The organism is Paenibacillus sp. JNUCC 34 (assembly GCF_058269055.1).
The window spans coordinates 3,369,716-3,387,870 of sequence record NZ_CM177770.1 but is presented as its reverse complement, the minus strand read 5'-3'; the positions used below and the strand labels follow the sequence as shown (position 1 = coordinate 3,387,870).

The 18,155-nt window shown below is 46.1% G+C and carries 15 protein-coding genes; all 15 read left to right on the top strand.

All coding sequences use genetic code 11. From position 1 onward, the window contains the following. Positions 1-13: 13 nt before the first annotated feature. The 15 genes from metH to AC2TF5_RS15795 all read left to right on the top strand — a co-directional run bounded on the left by metH (position 14) and on the right by AC2TF5_RS15795 (position 18,144). Positions 14-3,454: a methionine synthase gene (gene metH / locus AC2TF5_RS15865; RefSeq protein WP_491298055.1), complete on the top strand. Its 3,441-nt coding sequence runs from the start codon at positions 14-16 to the stop codon at positions 3,452-3,454. A 93-nt stretch (positions 3,455-3,547) separates the two neighbouring features. After that, entirely contained in the window at positions 3,548-4,471 is a 924-nt protein-coding gene (rnz, locus tag AC2TF5_RS15860; RefSeq protein ID WP_491298054.1) for a ribonuclease Z, read from the top strand. Between the two features lie 354 nt (positions 4,472-4,825). Continuing rightward, positions 4,826-5,614 carry a TIGR01457 family HAD-type hydrolase gene (locus tag AC2TF5_RS15855; protein ID WP_491298053.1) on the top strand — a complete coding sequence of 263 codons (789 nt, stop codon included), beginning with the start codon at positions 4,826-4,828 and terminating at the stop codon, positions 5,612-5,614. Positions 5,615-5,663: 49 nt separating this feature from the next. Beyond that, positions 5,664-6,482, top strand: a complete 819-nt coding sequence (mutM, locus tag AC2TF5_RS15850; protein WP_491298052.1) for a DNA-formamidopyrimidine glycosylase — start codon at positions 5,664-5,666, stop codon at positions 6,480-6,482. Further along, positions 6,472-7,320, top strand: a complete 849-nt coding sequence (locus AC2TF5_RS15845; RefSeq protein WP_491298051.1) for a deoxyribonuclease IV — start codon at positions 6,472-6,474, stop codon at positions 7,318-7,320. Before mutM ends, AC2TF5_RS15845 begins: the two co-directional genes overlap by 11 nt. Positions 7,321-7,338: 18 nt before the next feature. After that, positions 7,339-7,677 (top strand): cyclic-phosphate processing receiver domain-containing protein, encoded by a 339-nt coding sequence (locus AC2TF5_RS15840; protein WP_491298050.1) that lies wholly within the window; start codon positions 7,339-7,341, stop codon positions 7,675-7,677. Further along, complete coding sequence (locus tag AC2TF5_RS15835; protein WP_491298049.1) at positions 7,674-8,021, top strand: thioredoxin family protein; 348 nt, start codon at positions 7,674-7,676, stop codon at positions 8,019-8,021. Before AC2TF5_RS15840 ends, AC2TF5_RS15835 begins: the two co-directional genes overlap by 4 nt. Next, positions 8,018-8,791 carry an ABC transporter ATP-binding protein gene (locus AC2TF5_RS15830; RefSeq protein WP_491298048.1) on the top strand — a complete coding sequence of 258 codons (774 nt, stop codon included), beginning with the start codon at positions 8,018-8,020 and terminating at the stop codon, positions 8,789-8,791. The genes AC2TF5_RS15835 and AC2TF5_RS15830 overlap by 4 nt, the downstream gene beginning before the upstream one ends. Before the next feature lie 5 nt (positions 8,792-8,796). Then, entirely contained in the window at positions 8,797-9,858 is a 1,062-nt protein-coding gene (locus AC2TF5_RS15825) for a 23S rRNA (cytidine(2498)-2'-O)-methyltransferase RlmM (RefSeq protein ID WP_491298046.1), read from the top strand. A gap of 174 nt (positions 9,859-10,032) precedes the next feature. After that, positions 10,033-11,496 (top strand): serine/threonine protein kinase, encoded by a 1,464-nt coding sequence (locus tag AC2TF5_RS15820; RefSeq protein ID WP_491298045.1) that lies wholly within the window; start codon positions 10,033-10,035, stop codon positions 11,494-11,496. Positions 11,497-11,524: 28 nt separating this feature from the next. Beyond that, entirely contained in the window at positions 11,525-12,580 is a 1,056-nt protein-coding gene (locus AC2TF5_RS15815) for an SAF domain-containing protein (RefSeq protein ID WP_491298044.1), read from the top strand. A gap of 61 nt (positions 12,581-12,641) precedes the next feature. Continuing rightward, on the top strand, positions 12,642-13,349 hold the full coding sequence (locus AC2TF5_RS15810; protein WP_491298042.1) for a hypothetical protein: 708 nt from the start codon (positions 12,642-12,644) through the stop codon (positions 13,347-13,349). Continuing rightward, on the top strand, positions 13,346-14,182 hold the full coding sequence (locus AC2TF5_RS15805; protein ID WP_491298041.1) for a CpaE/TadZ family protein: 837 nt from the start codon (positions 13,346-13,348) through the stop codon (positions 14,180-14,182). Before AC2TF5_RS15810 ends, AC2TF5_RS15805 begins: the two co-directional genes overlap by 4 nt. Beyond that, positions 14,183-16,078 (top strand): pilus assembly protein CpaF, encoded by a 1,896-nt coding sequence (locus AC2TF5_RS15800; RefSeq protein ID WP_491298040.1) that lies wholly within the window; start codon positions 14,183-14,185, stop codon positions 16,076-16,078. It abuts the gene before it with no gap. After that, positions 16,075-18,144, top strand: coding sequence for a hypothetical protein (locus AC2TF5_RS15795; protein ID WP_491298039.1), 2,070 nt, complete (start codon positions 16,075-16,077; stop codon positions 18,142-18,144). Before AC2TF5_RS15800 ends, AC2TF5_RS15795 begins: the two co-directional genes overlap by 4 nt. Positions 18,145-18,155 lie beyond the last annotated feature (11 nt).

The window sequence follows — 18,155 nt, the reverse complement described above, 5'->3', positions numbered from 1 at the left end:
GGAGGGGTAAACATTGAGCAAACCTAGCTTACAAGAAGTACTAAAAGAACGAATATTGATCCTTGATGGCGCTATGGGCACCATGATACAGCAGGAGGACCTCTCACCGCAGGATTTCGGCGGAGACGACTTGGACGGCTGCAACGAAATGCTGGTGTTAAATCGCCCGGATGTCATACAATCCATTCACGAACTATATCTGGAGGCAGGCGCAGATCTGATTGAAACCAACACGTTCGGTGCAACCTCGGTCGTACTGGCTGACTATGATGTACCTCAGCTTGCCCGAGAGATCAATTTGGAGGCGGCTCGTCTGGCGCTCGCCGCCGTTGCAAAATATTCAACTCCCGAGAAGCCCCGTTATGTAGTTGGGGCAATGGGGCCAACTACGAAAACATTGTCGGTTACCGGAGGAGTTACGTTTCAAGAGTTAGTTGAAAGTTACGAAGAACAGGCTGTTGCATTAATAGAAGGCGGCGTTGATGCCTTACTGCTCGAAACGTCACAAGATACACTTAACGTGAAGGCCGGAACGATTGGCATACGACAAGCGTTTGATAAGTCAGGCATTCAGCTGCCAATCATGGTTTCGGGTACAATCGAGCCGATGGGTACGACCCTGGCCGGTCAGAACATTGAAGCTTTTTACATATCACTGGAGCATATCGAACCGATATCGATCGGTTTGAACTGTGCAACAGGACCGGAATTTATGAGGGACCATATTCGCTCCTTGTCAGATATGTCTAAAGCGGCGGTCAGCTGCTACCCGAATGCAGGTTTGCCTGATGAGAATGGACATTACCATGAGTCTCCGGATTCATTGGCTCAAAAGATGGGCGCATTTGCGGAAAAAGGATGGCTTAACATCGCCGGAGGCTGCTGCGGAACTACGCCGGATCATATCCGTGCTTTGTCTAATGTTATGAGTCAGTATCCACCTCGCCAGCTTAACGGGTCTCACCTACCGGCATTATCGGGTATTGATCCCGTCTATATCGAGCAGGAGAACCGGCCGTACATGGTTGGAGAACGGACAAATGTTCTGGGTTCCCGTAAATTTAAGCGTCTTATTGTTGAAGGGAAATACGAGGAAGCATCCGAAATTGCCCGCGCTCAAGTCAAAAATGGGGCTCATGTGATCGATATTTGCGTCCAAGATCCGGACCGTGAAGAACAAGAAGACATGATTAAATTTCTGGAGCTTGTCGTTAAAAAGGTAAAGGTGCCACTAATGGTGGACACTACGGATCCTGAAGTCATTGATCTAGCACTCAGCTATTCGCAAGGTAAAGCGATAATTAATTCCATTAACCTTGAAGATGGTGAAGAAAAGTTCGAAAAGGTAACTCCGTTGGTTCATAAATACGGGGCGGCTGTAGTCGTTGGTACAATTGACGAAGAAGGACAGGCTATTCATCGAAAAGATAAGCTCAATGTTGCTCGTCGTTCGTATGATCTACTTGTTAATAAGTATGGCATCAAGCCGGAGGATATCATTTTTGATACCTTGGTGTTCCCGGTCGGTACAGGTGATGAGCAGTATATCGGATCAGCACAGGAAACGATTGAAGGGATACGCCTCATAAAAAAAGCTATGCCTGAATGCCATACGATCCTTGGGATCAGTAATGTTTCTTTCGGTCTACCAGAAGCCGGAAGAGAAGTGCTCAATTCCGTATTTTTGTATGAGTGCACAAAAGCGGGACTTGATTACGCCATTGTTAATACAGAGAAACTGGAGCGTTACGCATCGATACCTGAAGAGGAGCGCCGTCTGGCTGAAGATCTGATCTACCGTACAAATGATGCAACGCTTGCAGCCTTTGTGGCAGCGTTCCGGAACAAGAAGGTAGAGAAGAAAGAAAAAATATCAAACTTAAGTCTAGAAGAGCGCCTGGCTACGTATGTTGTGGAAGGCACCAAAGAAGGTCTCATCCCGGATTTGAATGAGGCATTGAAGAAGTATAGTGCACTTGAAGTCATTAACGGACCGCTTATGGCAGGAATGACGGAAGTTGGTCGGTTGTTTAACAACAATGAGCTGATTGTGGCCGAGGTTTTGCAGAGCGCAGAAGTAATGAAAGCTTCCGTAGCTCATCTGGAACAATTTATGGAGAAGAACGAAACGTCGGTTAAAGGCAAAATTATGCTCGCGACTGTAAAAGGTGACGTTCACGATATCGGTAAAAACCTCGTCGAAATCATCCTGGGTAACAATGGTTACGACATCATCAATTTGGGTATAAAAGTACCACCGGAGCAAATCATTGAGGCTTACCGTCGTGAAAAGCCCGATGCAATCGGTTTATCCGGCCTTCTGGTGAAGTCCGCCCAACAGATGGTTTTGACGGCACAGGATTTGAAGACAGCCGGTATAAGTGTGCCAATTATGGTTGGTGGTGCGGCATTGACACGCAAATTCACGAGAACACGAATCCGGCCTGAGTATGAAGGTATGGTTCTGTACGCCAAAGATGCTATGGATGGATTGGATATTGCCAACAAGCTCAGCGATCCAGTTCAACGGAAGGAAATTGAAGAACATATTAATACGGAACGGGAAGCCGACTTCTCTGAAGCACAAGTCGAAAAACGCTTGCCTGAACAAACACGGGTGAAACGGTCAAAAATATCTTCCGAAGCACCGGTGTACATTCCACCGGATATGGAGCGGCATGTCATTCGTAACTATCCAATATCTCATATACTACCTTATATCAATATCCAGATGCTTCTTGGACACCATTTAGGATTACGCGGTTCCGTAGAACAACTACTGCAAGCTCAGGATCCAAAAGCCGTTTCCCTGAAAGCAACGGTAGATGATATATTACAAGAAGCTACTCAAGACGGGATCATTCAAGCCCATGCGATGTATCGCTTCTTCCCGGCACAGTCGGAGGGTGATGATATTCTGATCTATGATCCGGAGGATAAAGCAACAGTTCTTCACCGATTCAGCTTTCCGAGGCAGCAGGTGGAACCATATCTCTGCTTGTCCGATTTCTTGAGATCGGTCGAAAGCGGGGTCATGGATTATGTCGGCTTCCTGGTCGTAACGGCTGGGCACGGAGTAGGCAAGCTTTCCGCAGAATGGAAAGACAAGGGAGACTATCTACGTTCTCATGCGCTGCAGTCTGTTGCTCTTGAGACCGCTGAGGCGCTTGCTGAACGTGTTCATCATATGATGCGGGATTCATGGGGATTTCCGGATCCAGAAGATATGACCATGAAGAGACGACTCGGAGCAAGGTATCAAGGAATTCGGGTATCCTTCGGTTATCCGGCTTGTCCGGATTTGGAGGATCAGGAGCCTCTGTTTAAACTGATGAAGCCGGAAGACATGGGGGTTCACCTTACCGAAGGCTTTATGATGGAACCTGAAGCCTCTGTTTCGGCAATGGTATTTAGCCACCCGGAAGCAAAATATTTTAATGTAGATAAAGCATAAACAACAATTTGGATGTGGGTGTTGACTTACTGGAAATCCTCCGAAATTTTCGGGGGATTTCTCGGTTTACACACCTGGAAGGGGAGAAGAGGCATGGAACTCTATTTTTTAGGGACGAACGCAGGGGTTCCGACACTGCAACGGAATGTTACCTCCATTGCACTAAGGCTGCTGGAGGAAAGGCGCAGTATGTGGTTGATTGATTGTGGAGAAGGGACGCAGCATCAGATTCTCCGATCCCCATTGAAAATGACCAGACTTGAGAAAATATTTATTACCCATCTGCATGGTGATCATATTTTCGGATTACCAGGTCTTTTGTCCAGCCGCAGCGCTCAGGGAGCCACCTCGCCAGTTACCATCTATGGACCGAAGGGAATTAAAGCTTATATTGAAACATCACTGGATATCAGCCAATCGCGGGTTAACTATTGTCTGGAATTCGTTGAACATAGCGGTGGAGTGTTGTTTGAGGATAGCGGATTCCGTGTGGAATCTGCACTGCTTGAACATCGGGCGGAGAGCTATGGTTACCGGATTGTGGAGAAGGACCGCCCCGGTAACCTGGATTTGAAACGATTGGAGTCTTATGGACTGAAGCCAGGGCCGTTATACGGCCAGCTTAAGCGTGGAGAAAGTGTGCAGACCCCGGACGGCCAAGTGGTACATGCGGTAGATGTACTGCTCGCTCCCAAAAAGGGAAGAGTTGTTACCATTCTTGGAGATACCCGCCCATGTGCCAATATTATACCTCTTGCTAAGGATTCTGATCTTTTGGTTCATGAGGCGACTTTTATGCACGAACTTCAGGATATTGCCCATGAGTACTATCACAGCACCGCTCTACAAGCTGCAGAAGCTGCATCTGAAGCGGGAGTGAAGGAGCTGATACTTACGCATTTTAGTTCTCGTTATAAGGATATTGAGCATTTACAGCCCCTGCTTGATGAGGCAAAACAAGTATTTCCGAATACAAGATTAGCGGAGGATTTCGGGCTTTATTCTGTTCAGAGATGAGGAAATAAACTGAATTATTTTCCGGGAAAGCGCAGGAAATGACAAGGTCTCCTCACGAAACCTACTGCTTGGACAACCTTCGATCCCATTCGACCAACAGCGGGGCAAAAGTCCAGCGATGTGGTCATGTTATGACGTTCCTGGTAACGTATGTGGTTGCAGGGTATGGTCCCATCTTTTACAATGAGACATAGTGGTAACGGCAGCATCGTTGTTACATTACATATTGGATTAAAGGTTGAAGGATGATCGTCTAAGTAGGTTTTTGTAAGTTGGATGTCAATGTTCCAGTAACTTAATTAATCATGTTAATAGTAAACAGAATAAACAAAGACAGATAAAGAAGGTGTTATCGTGGAACAAGTGAAAGGATTGCTGATCGACCTCGATGGAACGTTATATCATGGAAAGAATAGGATTGATGGTGCGGATGCTCTCATACAGCAGCTTCGTAAAAAAAAGGTGCCTTACCTGTTTGTAACAAACAATTCATCCCGAACCCCGGAACAAGTTGCTGAACATCTCATCGGGATGGGAATCCCGGCATCTCCAGAGGAAGTCTGTACTTCATCCTTGGCTGCTTCGAATTATATTGCTCATGAATCACCAGGCGCAAAAGTGGCGATTCTGGGAGAAGAGGGACTGAAGCGAGCGCTCACAGATGCCGGCTTAAACATAACGGATGAACAGCCTCAATATGTGGTTCAAGGAATTGATCGTTCATTCAGCTATGCCTCCTTGGCTAAAGCTGTTCAATGGATTCATGAAGGTGCGGTCTCCGTGCTAACGAATCCGGATTTGCTGCTGCCATCAGATACAGGATTAACACCGGGTGCAGGTTCTCTGGGTGCTGCTATTGAAGCTGCTTCCGGGGTGAAGCCTGTTGTGATTGGAAAGCCCTCATCGATTCTAATGAAATATGCGACAGACCGGCTGGGGCTTTCTCCGTCCGAAACCGCCGTGGTCGGTGATAATCTGAGAACAGATATAGCTGCCGGAGTAAATGCCGGATGCAGAACGGTACTAGTAATGACCGGTATCACGACCAATGATAATATGGAAGACCACATGACTGCTGCCGGTGTCCGTCCCGACTATATATGCCAAGACCTATACGAAGCAGCGAAGCTGCTATGCAATTGACGGAATAGACAGATAATTATGATGTGTGACACGAAGGGGTAGATGAATCATGCCAGAATTTCCGGAGATGGAAAATTACAGGAAAATGCTATCCGCTAGTATCCTGAACATTCCGATTAGCAATGTGATTGTAAACCGGGAAAAATCAATCAATGAACCTCCAGCGGAATTTTCAGCTAACCTAATGGGTTCCAAAGTGATTTTTGTGGAGAGAAGAGGGAAATACCTTATATTTCATCTGAACAATGGACGTCGTTTACTTCTGCATCTCATGCTTGGTGGTCTATTGTATATGACCCGTGGCGATGAAGAGCGTCCTTCTCGGACAACTCAGATTGAAATATCTTTTGGTGATAAGGTGTTGTATTTTATCGGACTTCGTCTAGGGTATCTTCATCAGCTGTCAGCAAAAGAAACAGAGGAAGCGTTAAGCCAGCTTGGGCCGGAGCTTCTTGACCGTAGAATGACTAAGGAACGCTTTGTCAGTCTCATGAAGAAACGCCGCGGCGCCCTCAAAAGTCTGCTTGTTAACCAGCAAGCGTTAGCGGGTATCGGCAACTGCTATGCAGACGAAATCGCTTTTCACGCGAAAATTCATCCAGCTTCCAAGGTTCAAAATCTAACCGATGAAACGCTAGGACAGCTTTATGAGAGTATACATCATGTCCTGAATGAAGCAACTGAAGGCGGAGGGTATATGGAAATGCCCTTTACCGAAGATGATGATTTGACTGGTAATTACGATGATCAGTGTAAGATATATGACCGTGAGGGTGAGCCTTGTATCCGCTGCGGTACGACGATCGTCAAAACAGAGATAACTGGACGCAAGGCGTTCTTATGTCCGAATTGTCAGCATGAAGTGTAACATCCGCATTGGAAGTCATGTCAGCACGCGCGGAGGTTACTCGGGAGCAGCCCGTCATATTGACCAGCTCGGAGGTAAGGCATTTCAATATTTCCCGAAAAATCCCCGTAGTCTGCACATAAAAACACCTGATTTCAGAGACGCTCTGGCCTGTGCAGAATACAGCAGGGAGCACGATCTTGTGTCTGTTGCGCACACTCCGTATCCAAGCAATATGGCTGTTGGTCTAAGCAGAGGAGAGGAGCACTATCGTCTTACGGTTGAATCTCTTATGAACGATTTAATTATTGCTGAAGCGTGCGGATCGCTCGGAATCGTTGTTCATTTTGGACATTTGAAAGGCGAGAATGTTCTTCAAGGATATCAGCATATTATTCGGTGTATGAATGATGTCCTTTCCGCGTGGACAGGCAGGGCCAAGCTGCTGATCGAGAATCAGGCTGGCGATCACGGAGACATGGGCATGACACTGGAAGAATCGGTAAAGGTCAGAGAATTGGCTGATGAACCACACAAAATCGGTTTTTGTATGGATACCTGTCATTTGTTTGCAGCCGGACATTGGGACATCAAAGACACAGAGAGTTTGCTTCATAAAGGTACGGAACTGGGATACTGGGATCAACTGGTCGCCGTGCATTTAAACGATTCTAAATACGGAGCAGGGTCGAGAAAAGATAGGCATGCGCGCGTCGGACGCGGTATGATAGGTACGGAAGCACTTCAGGCACTGGTACGATCACCGCAGCTGGACGGCAAAGCGTTTATTTTGGAAAGTGAACAGGGAGAGGACGGGACGCATCGTGAGGATATTGCGGAGGTGTTGTCCTGGACTTGAACAAGGAGAGGATTGAACATGATTCATCTGTATCTGGATGATTGGCGCGCTTGCCCGAAGGGCTTTGCCCTTGCGCGCAATGGAGAAGAGTGTCTTATGATGTTACGGGAATGCGAAGTGGACATTTTATCACTCGATTTTGAGCTTGGCCCGGATCAGATGACTGGTGGAGATGTCGTCGCTGCTATGGTTGTTGAAAAGCTCCATCCCCGTCAAATTTATTTGCACACCTCCAGTTCATGGGGAAGAAGAAAAATGTATGAGATGCTTTACGATAATATGCCTGCTAGTGTTACTGTGCATAACGGCCCTATGCCTGATGAAGTCTTACGGAAAGTGGCCGGTTTCTCCTCATGATTTCTGTAACGGAGCGTGAGTTGATCGAGCGTCTTGCATGGCAGGAACGTTTGGTTCAGCGGGATAAGAAAACTTCCCCGGTAATCGTATTTCTGTATACTCCGTTATGTGGCACTTGCGGAGCGGCCCGCAAAATGCTGGACGTCACGGAACAGCTTCTGCCGGAAGGAACTCTATTGGAAGCGGACGTCAATTTTTTGCCAGTGCTGGTGCAGCAATATCAAATACGAAGTGTTCCTGCTCTACTTGCCATTTCAGGAACGCCTGACAAGCCTCATCAAGTGCTTTACCGTATGGGGTCTGTGCAGGACATTTTAAACTTTGTTAGGGGTGTGATGCTGTGATTTCACTGCAAAATATTTCTCTCCGAAGAGGAGATGAGCAGATCCTGAAAGGCGTGTCCCTTGAAATTGGTTCGGGGGAGAACTGGGTCATCCTTGGACGGAATGGATCCGGTAAAACGACACTGCTCGAGATGATGACAGGTTATCTGTTTCCGAGCAGTGGTCGTGTGGAAGTTCTGGGCAATGTCTATGGACGCAGTGATGTCCGGGAAGTACGGAAAGAGATTGGTTATATTAGTCAATCTCTCATGGAGAAGTTGTCACTCAGTGACCCGGTATGGGAAGTTGTTGCTACTGGCGCCTTCGCTTTTTTACGTTTTTACCAGACCATTCCTCAGGATGTAAAGGAAAAAGCGCTGAAGATGCTGGGGGAAATGAATTTCAGTCATTTGGCGGAGCATCCGCTTGGCACTTTGTCTCAGGGAGAGCGCAAGAAGGTCATGCTCGCCCGATCTTTGATGGCCAATCCGAAACTGCTCATCTTGGATGAGCCTTGTGCAGGACTAGATTTGTATGAACGAGAAAAAATGCTGCTGGAGATTGACCGTTTAAGACAAAGAGATGTAGCAGTTGTCTATGTAACTCATCATATTGAGGAAATCGTACCGCTTTTTACTCATGTTGCATTGATTAAAGACGGCCAATTGGCTGGATCAGGACGTAAAGAAGAAGTATTAAACAAAGAGCTTATAAAACGGACTTATGATATTGATGTCGATCTGGAATGGGACGGAGGACGTCCTTGGATCAAAGTAATTTCTGGAGGGTAATCCACTTGGATGAACAAAACGCAGTGAATGAGCAAGTTAATGAACAGCACTCAGCAAAGTTAATATGTACCGCCAATCATGGTTTCGCGCCCTATGCGCAGGAAGAACTTCGCCGCCTGTTTGGCAGCTTGAAGAGCACGATGCTTATTCCGGGGGAAGTCTTTATAGTTACACTGGCAACGACGATACAAGAAGCTACAGAACGCATTTTGGAGAAGGCCCCTATCTTTTTGCGGCATATATTCCCTGTTGTTATGGAAATTCCGGGAGCTGACAAGGATCAGGCTTTCGAGCAAGCTGTATCTTATTTACTGAAAAGGGAGTACCTTGAAGGAAGTCGTGTGTCTGTGCAGGTAAGAAAAGCGGAGGGCAGCAGCTGGGCTGAAAACCCTGGCGCATTGCGTGATCAGCTGCAGGAGAAGCTAGCTCCTTTGGAGACCGAATTCACGGTACAGGAGCCGGAATGGGTGATTTCTCTATTTGCGGCAAAAGACACCTGGTATCTGGGTGTTTCACAACCTGACCGTAATTTATCCGACTGGAATGGTGGTGCTATACGATTTCAGCGTGAGGAAGGTCAAATTTCACGTGCCAAGTTCAAACTGTTGGAAGCCGAGAAACAGTTCGGCATTCCTTTCGATTCTTTCCGTAATGCGCTGGACATTGGTGCAGCACCTGGTGGCTGGAGCAGTTTTTTGCTGGAAAGAGGACTTCAGGTTACTGCAGTGGATCCGGCGAAAATGCATGAATCCTTGATACATCATCCAAACCTGAGAATTGTTAATAAGAATGCCTCCGAGGTTAAATTCAAGGAAGCTCAGTTTGATCTGCTCGTCTGTGATATGAGTTGGAGCCCGAAGCAGATGGCCAGATTGGTAACGGATTTGCTTTACAGTCTAGCTCCGGGAGGCACAGCGGTGGTTACGGTTAAACTTCTGACTAAAAAACCGATGGCTCTTGTTCATGATATCATGGATATCTTTGAACAATCCCGAATGCAGATTCAAGGAGCAAAACAGCTGTTTCATAACCGTGATGAAATAACTCTATATATGATTAAGTACTAAAATTTACAAATCACTTTACAAATGGTTTAATTATGATCTATAATGATTCCAAATTTAAACAACGGCTAGACAGGGAAAGCATCCCGCAGGATCAACACGGTTTATCGTGATGGTCCGGCGGGGTGCTTTCTTTTTTTTTACGGCCACTGATATAGAAAGAGGGGAAACGATGCAATGCACCATCCTTCGAAAATGGAGCGTGGAATGATACTTGGGGAGCGTTACCGGATCGAACGGAAGCTCGGTGAGGGTGGAATGAGTTGTGTGTACCTCGCTGAAGATTTGAAGCTGCCAGGGAAGAAATGGGCGGTTAAAGAAAGCGTAACTCAACCGGGTATGTTTCAGACGGTGCAGGCGGAAGCCGAACTGCTGACCACGTTAAGCCATGCTCGTCTGCCACGGATCGTGGATTTTTTTAAGCCGGATGAGGCTGGTTATACCTATATGGTTATGGATTATATTCATGGAATGACCCTTGATAAATATTGTCTAGACTATCGGGGGCATCTGACTGCAAAATTTATCCTTCAGCTTGCTCACCAGCTGCTTGAAGTGCTTGGCTATCTTCATTCCCATCAGCCTCCAGTCGTTTTCAGGGATCTTAAACCATCCAATATTATGCTGACGGAGGAAATGGAGGTTAGGCTCATTGACTTTGGTATTGCCCGAAGTTACAAGCAGGAACGGATTGAGGATACGGTTAAGCTCGGTACGGTCGGGTTTGCGGCGCCAGAACAGTACGGTGGTGGACAAAGCGATGCAAGATCGGATCTGTACGGATTGGGTGCGCTCCTTCTTTTTCTTTCAACGGGAGGGAAATACAGTGAATGGTTTACAGGTGTAGAGCAGCATATTCGGAGAGATATTTCCAAGGAACTGCTGTTCGTCATTCACAAACTTCTTCAGCATCAGCCAGAATTACGATACCAGTCAGCTGAAGAGGTGGCCCAGGCGCTCGATTTCAGTCCTGCAGGAAATGATCAACGATCAACGGCTAAGTCAAGAGCGGTCGGTACACTGGTGACTGCTGTACTAGGAACCTCACCAGGGGTAGGTACGACACATAGTTGTATAACGATCGGACATTTTTTAGCTCGAAGGTACAGCAAAGTGGCACTTGTTGAAATGGGGACGGGCCGAACGGCCTTTACACGTATACAGGAAATAGCTGAAGGCTCGTCTACAGGGTCTGTCCGCAAGTTTTCAATTAATGGTATTGACTACTGGCGCCAAACATCAAGGGGAGATGTCATCTCTGTGCTAGCAGGCGGTTATGATGCGGTAGTGCTAGATCTGGGAACTTATCGTGATAATGAACGACTCGAAGAGTTTCTGCGGGCGGATGTTCCGATCATTATTGGATCAGCTGCCGAGTGGCGTCAGAACGATGTATTAACTTTGGCTCGAATGCTGGCACGTCATGATCAGCTAAACCGGGTTTACGCTTTGCCACTTGCTTCTTCTAGCGCCGTGCATCAGCTTCGCAAATCACTTGGTGGCAGTAAAGTTGTAGCCATTCCGCTTCATAGAGACCCATTTGAGATGTCCTTGGAGGCAGAGAAGGCTATGGAAATCATTTATGAAGGATTCTTACCGCATAAAGAGCGTAAGAAAAGATTCCGTTTTGCATGGGGGTAATCCCTGTACTTGAAAGGAGAATGAACAAATGCCAATCATTACACGGCGCAGCAAAAAAATGCTGTATGCCGGACTTGCTGGAGCTGGATTCATGGGTGTTGTTCTGGCAGGGGGATTTTATTTTATTCAAAGTGACAATGTCAATCGTCATGAGGATGAAACACGGAAATATCAGCTGAGGATTGAGGCATTGGAAGAGGCACAGATCGGTGACCTGAAATCGATGAGGACGGCTTGGGTTCCGCGCATGGACATTCCGGCAGGGCACTTTATTGATAGTAAAGATTTGCAAGAAATTCGTCTGCCATTAGAAGCCTCCCCCGATAATCTTCCGACTAGAAAAGAAGATGTTGCTGGGAAGGGCGTGAAGATTGAGCTTCGGAAGGGAACGCCGATTACACTTGGAATGCTGTTTGAAGAAGAAGTCACTCCCCGGGATTTACGGAACAGGGAAATGAAGTCGATATGGTTGCCCAGCAATTTGAGACAAGATGATGTGGTGGATATCCGGATTCAGTTTCCGACGGGTCAGGATTATATCATTTTGGCTAAGAAGCGGATTGACAAGCTGTCGAATCCAGCCTTTTGGACAACCTTAAGTGAGCAGGAAATCTTATTGTTCTCCAGCGCTATGGTTGATGCTTATATCCACAAAGCTTCTATTTATGCCCTCACCTATGTTGAGCCGGAAATGCAGGAAAAGGCGGTTCCAAATTACCCTCCTAATCAGGAAGTTATTCAGTTGATCAAGAGTGATCCGAATATTGTCCGGAGAGCGGAACAACAGCTCGAGACTTCCGTACGTACCGCATTAGATCGGGATCTGAGCAAAGTGAGTCCAAATGAGCCAATACCTTCCGTAAGACAGGACGGAATTTCTTATAACCAGGGTACACAGGATTTCGACACATGGACTTCCGGAAACTACACTGCAAGTAACACAGATGATTCATTAGCAACTTCAACATCCTATACGGTGACTGAGGAGACAGGTGCAGATGAGAAAAAGGAGCGTTCAGATGAAATGAAGGATATTTTAGGAGGACAGGGTCTCGCTGAAGAAAATGTTAACAGTATACAGTAAAAAGGCAACGTGGAAACCATATTTACAAGTCCTTAATAAGTGAAATGAGGGAGTAGGAAAATTGAGAACATGGATATTTGCCGGCATTTGCGATAAGAGTGATTTGCTAATGTATCTTTGCAAAATATTAGCGCATAGCGGTAATAGAGTGCTCCTGATAGATGCAGCACAAGAAGGAAAGTACACCCATTGTATCGGCAGATTGGATCCGCGTATGTCGGTTACAGAATTCTCAGGATTTGATGTAGCATGTGGATTTGATCATTACACCGAACTGGAGAATTATTTAAAGGAATCAGGAGAGCCGGGATACGACTATTTGGTAATCGATGCTGAGAAGGAGTCGTTTCTAAATCAGGACGCCTGGGAGCTAGCGAGTGCGAAAGTCTGGGTGAGCAGTTTTGAGATTGCTGGATTGATGAGAGGGGCCAGTTGGCTTGAGGATCTCTCAATGAATAGCAAAGAACAAGGCTTTCCAGAGTTCCACCGGGTGTATTTGAACGTTGTCGAGGATATGATGGACGATGCCTATATTGAAAGCTATCTGGGAAAAGCGCAGATCCGATGGATGGATGAACCGATTAGAGTTCCGTGGGATGAACTTACTTTTGCTTTGAAGGTAGAGAATGAGCATACGGGAAGACTTCGGATTAAGCCGTTGTCAAGGCGATATAAGGGGGCACTTATGGAGTTGATCCGCCGGCTTACTGAGATGGAGCAGCGTCAAATTCGCCGTGCATTTCGGCAGGCAGAAAGGAGACAGGCATGAAAACAATCGCTTTGTGGAGTCCGTTGACAAGTGGAAGTGGTGCGACCGCATTAGCCGCAAGTCTGCCGATTGTGCTGGCAATGGAGTTTAAAGTGAAAACGCTTCTACTGCATGGTGGAGCGGCAGGGGAGCGTGTAGAGCAGGCTTATTCATTAAAGAAACAACCACTGGATCATTCACTGGTAACTTTCCAAGATCATGGAATGAATGCGGTGGAACGCTTGGCGGCAAGCGGCAGGTTGATGCCTGAGAACATACGTGATTATACTTCCCCACTGTTGCAGGATCGACTGGACCTTCTTGCGGCAGGACGCGAGCCCAAGTCAGAGTCAGACGAGACACAGGGACGGCTTATGAGCCAAGTATTAGAAACCGCTGTTCGGGGATATGACGTTATTGTAGCTGATGCGGGGAATGGAAGGGCAAATGGTGTCGACAAACAAATTCTGAAAGCTGCAGATCTAATATTCATTGGGTTAAATCAAAATATTAGATCATTGGAGAAGGTTTTTGAGAGTGATCAAATGCAGGGAGTCTTCCAAGGAAAAGACATTGGCTTTGTTATTGGCCGGTATGACCGCCATAGTCATTGTACACTTCAAAATGTAAAACGCAGGTTTGGAGTGAAGGGTATTTTTGAGGGGATACCCTACTGTTCAGAGTTCACAGACGCATGGAATATGCGTTCTGTTCAAGCTTGTATTCAAAGGGGAAGAGGCGGGATGAACCGAAAAAGGGAAAGTCCCTTCTATCGGGCTCTTCGCAGCACCGCGTTTGCTGCGGCAGAGCAGATCGGTCTACCTTCTTCAGGATACTCAGAGAGGGGGGCTTAAATGCTCTCAGGGCCGCTGATGAATTCGCTCTGGATAGGTTTAATCCTTCTTTTGGTTGCACTGTTTATGTATATTCGCTGGATGAGTAAAGCAAAGATCAGAGCTCACCCGCAGCTCGGTCCAGATCAGTTTTCTTTACAGGCGATGACGGAATTTGTGAAGGAGACGCTCCATCAGATGACGCACAGTCAGCTTTCGGATCTAGGGCTACATGAAGAGGAATACCGCAGGCGTTTAAGCAAGAGAAGCGAGCTGCGTCGCGCGCTCAAAGGTTGTGTGTCAGGCAGTGTGCTGGACAAACAGTATGTTAAAGAGTTTTTGAAAGAGCTGTTAACAAAAAGTTTGAAGTTAAATGAGTCGAATATTAATATCGCGATTCCGTTTGAGAATCATGAAGCTTTATCTCCCCAGGATAAATTCGAAATCATACTTTATTTGTACAAACAGCAGTACAGAGATGAAGCGTTATCTAAGTTGATTGAAACCTATGATTTATCAAAACCGAGGATTATACCGGGTTATGGTGAGGAAGTTGTTTATGCGGTGACGGGTGAAGATATAGCATTCATATATGCAAATGAAATACGCTCGTTAACTCTACCCGAGAAGCTGGACATTGTTGTACAGCGAATTTATCAGCAATACAAAGGCTTTTCCGTCATTGATGAGATTCGAGATCAACGGATCGATGGTGTTAGTGGAGGGGTAAGCGGAGTGCTGGGTGATTCTTCAGGGATGCCGTTACATGCGGAGCAACTGCCGCTCGGCTGGGGGAATGGTGATACTCCGGTCTCCGAATGTGAAAGTGTGTGGTTATTTTTTCGGGGTATTTCCATTCATATGGGGTTTCTGTCCTTCGGAAATGTACGGGAATTAAAGCGGGTATGCCAGAACATTTATAAATACAATCATCCCGGTCAGTTGTCAGAGGCCAGCGGGTTTAAAGTGAATGAGATGAAGGACGGATCGCGTGTTGTCGTTGTACGTCCTCCGTTTTCTGAATCATGGGCTTTTTTTGTTCGGAAGTTTGATGTGAGCAGTACTAGCCTGGAGCAGCTCATCACAGGCAGAGGTGCAGAAATCCCTATTGGTTTGCTGCAATTTCTAATGAAGGGAAGCCGGATTACAGCTGTCACCGGTGCTCAGGGATCGGGCAAAACCACTCTACTCATGGCAATGGTGAGACATATCTATGCCTCCTATACGCTGCGTGTACAGGAGATGGCTTTCGAGCTTCACCTAAGAAAAATATACAGCAGGCGCAATATATTGAGTTTTCGAGAAACGGAACATATCAGTGGTCAGGACGGTCTGGATCTTCAGAAGAAAACAGATGGAACTGTGAACATCCTAGGGGAAGTTGCAAGTGATGAAGTAGCCTCATGGATGATCCAGATGTCACAGGTTGCGAGCTTGTTTACTGTCTTTACACATCATGCAAAGACGTTTAAAGATCTTGTTCTGTCACTTCGAAACTCTCTATTGAAGAGTGGAGTGTTTCGTCAGGAGGATATTGCAGAGCAGCAGGTGGTAAGTGTAATCAACTTCGACGTTCACCTGAAACGGGATGCATTCGGCAATCGTTATATTGAGCGCATTACGGAGTGTATTCCTTGTGACAAAGAGCCATTTCCGGATTGGCACAATCCAGAGGAACACATAGGTACAGAGGAATTGGCCCGAAGGTATGTGGCTATAAGCTCCGAGCATTTCCGCAGGCAGAACAATACTACATTTTATGTCTCAAAAAATGTAGTTGAATACCGCGATGGACGGTATGTGGTTGCAGCACCTTTATCTGAGCGTAGCGTGAGAGAGATGGAGGAGCAGATGCAGCCTCAAGATATTGAAGCTTTCAGGTGTTATATCCAGACTAACTGGGGAGGGACACCGTGACCACAAAAGACGTACTTATTTATATTCTTTCAGTATCCCTACTGCTGTTTGCAGTTTTATATGGCGTAATCATATTCATACAAAAAAGAAACGGGCAGGAGGAAGGCTCTAGCATCGGGTATGAGTCCGGTGCGTCCGGTCAGTTGCGATATAAACATCGTCAATGGTTTCAAGCCGCATATATCCATGCTTTAAGACTGCCTCTGTTATCTTCCTATGTGAAGCGGATGCGGAAAAAGATATCGATTATACACCCATACGATGAAATTTCTCTTCGTTATGAAACGATGAAAATAACGCTAGCGGTCGCGATATCAGCCGGACTGACTGCTGTTCTCCTGATTTGGATGAATCCGGGTCTCGGATTTATATTGATTGCTCTTCTTGCGGCGATCGTTATTCATGATTTGATGATTGACGTGTTTATGAATCGGTTGGAGCGGAGACTTTTGGTTCAATCGGTTGAGCTGTTCTCCAATGTAAGGCATCATTACCAGCAGCACGGCATGGTGGAGGAATCGATCTATGAAGGGGCGGAGACAGCGGGTCATGAAATTTCAATTCATGCTACACGTATTTACAATGCACTAATATCTCAGGATCCTGAGGAACAATTGGAGCGTTATTATGAGACGGCACCTAACCGGTATTTGAAAGCTTTTGCAGGCATAGCACATCTGGTTATGGAATTTGGCGACCAGGCCAAAAAGAAAAGCTCCATCTTTCTTCAAGGACTAAGTGGTTTAACCAAAGAGATTCAGCTTGAAATACTTCGTAGAGACAAGCTTGACTACTTGTTAAAAGGTTTAAATATCATTGCGCTTGCTCCTGTATTTTTCACCAAGCCGATTGAGAATTGGGCTCGAGGAAGCTTCCCGGCCATGGATGAGTTTTATATGAGCAAGTTAGGCATGATCACGAAGCTGTCCATTTATGTGGTCATTATTGTCGCCTACACCCTCTTACAGAAGCTTCAACAAAACAGTGAATCGGATTATCGTGCAGGATTTGACAAGGCTTCATGGGAAGAACAACTTTATAGGTTTAAGCTCCTGCGAATACTGGTGAATGTGCTGATGCCGATTCCAGGTACCCCAAAGCATGAATTGCGGATTAGACTGCTAAAGGAAAGCAATACACGTTTGCGGTTGGAGTGGTTTTACATTCGGCGGATTGTCTCGGGGATCATTGCGTTTTCTGTTGTGCTAACGGCATGCATGTATCTTCATCACAGCAGTAAGCGTCAGCTGCTTTATGCACCAGTGTCACAGATTTCATTGTTCGGAAAGATGAACCCAGAGCAGGAGAAAGAAGCTTATCAGAGGGCTGAATCAGATCGGGCGGTTATGGATTACTTGAACCGATCGGACGAAGTTTCTTTTGATCAGGTAAAGGAAGCCGTGAAAACGGTTGATGGCAAAGGCATCACACAAGATCAAGTATCTATAACTGCCGAGCGGGTGCTCAGTAAACTAGAGCGGTTTAATCTCGAATATTTAAAATGGTGGGAAGTACTATCCTCTATTATGGCTGCGGTTATTGCATTCTATTTTCCACTCTGGACTCTTATCTTTCACCGAAAGGTTCGAGGTTTGGAAATGAAACATGAGGTATACCAATTTCAGACGGTCATCTCCATCATAAGGGGAATGGAGCGCATATCGGTTGAAGGTGTTCTGGAGTGGCTGAACCGGTTTGCTGTCATGTTTAAAGTTCCTATTCAGAAAAGTTTACTACATTACGAACACGGTGCGGAACTTGCGCTTCAAGAGTTGAAGAATGATGTATGGTTTCCGGATTTTCAGCGTCTCGTGGATAAGTTGCTTCTGGCTGTTGATAAAGTACCGATCAAAGATGTTTTTGACGATTTGGAAGGTGAAATGGCGTTTGTATTTGAACAGCGGAAGCAGGAGTATGAACGGATGATCGACACGAAGGCAGCGTGGGGAAGAATGATCGGATTTGCACCGATGTACGGTCTTATTTTTATGTATCTTGTCATACCGCTTATTGGTATGAGTTTTACTCAGATGAATGCTTATTATGAGCAAATCCAGAGTTTGTAAAATAATTCGTC

Excerpts from the sequence above, each read along its gene's own strand:
- rnz (WP_491298054.1), top strand. The coding sequence starts at position 3,548 with ATGGAACTCTATTTTTTAGGGACGAACGCAGGGGTTCCGACACTGCAA.
- mutM (WP_491298052.1), top strand. The coding sequence starts at position 5,664 with ATGCCAGAATTTCCGGAGATGGAAAATTACAGGAAAATGCTATCCGCT.
- AC2TF5_RS15845 (WP_491298051.1), top strand. The coding sequence starts at position 6,472 with ATGAAGTGTAACATCCGCATTGGAAGTCATGTCAGCACGCGCGGAGGT.
- AC2TF5_RS15840 (WP_491298050.1), top strand. The coding sequence starts at position 7,339 with ATGATTCATCTGTATCTGGATGATTGGCGCGCTTGCCCGAAGGGCTTT.
- AC2TF5_RS15835 (WP_491298049.1), top strand. The coding sequence starts at position 7,674 with ATGATTTCTGTAACGGAGCGTGAGTTGATCGAGCGTCTTGCATGGCAG.
- AC2TF5_RS15820 (WP_491298045.1), top strand. The coding sequence starts at position 10,033 with ATGCACCATCCTTCGAAAATGGAGCGTGGAATGATACTTGGGGAGCGT.
- AC2TF5_RS15815 (WP_491298044.1), top strand. The coding sequence starts at position 11,525 with ATGCCAATCATTACACGGCGCAGCAAAAAAATGCTGTATGCCGGACTT.
- AC2TF5_RS15805 (WP_491298041.1), top strand. The coding sequence starts at position 13,346 with ATGAAAACAATCGCTTTGTGGAGTCCGTTGACAAGTGGAAGTGGTGCG.
- AC2TF5_RS15800 (WP_491298040.1), top strand. The coding sequence starts at position 14,183 with ATGCTCTCAGGGCCGCTGATGAATTCGCTCTGGATAGGTTTAATCCTT.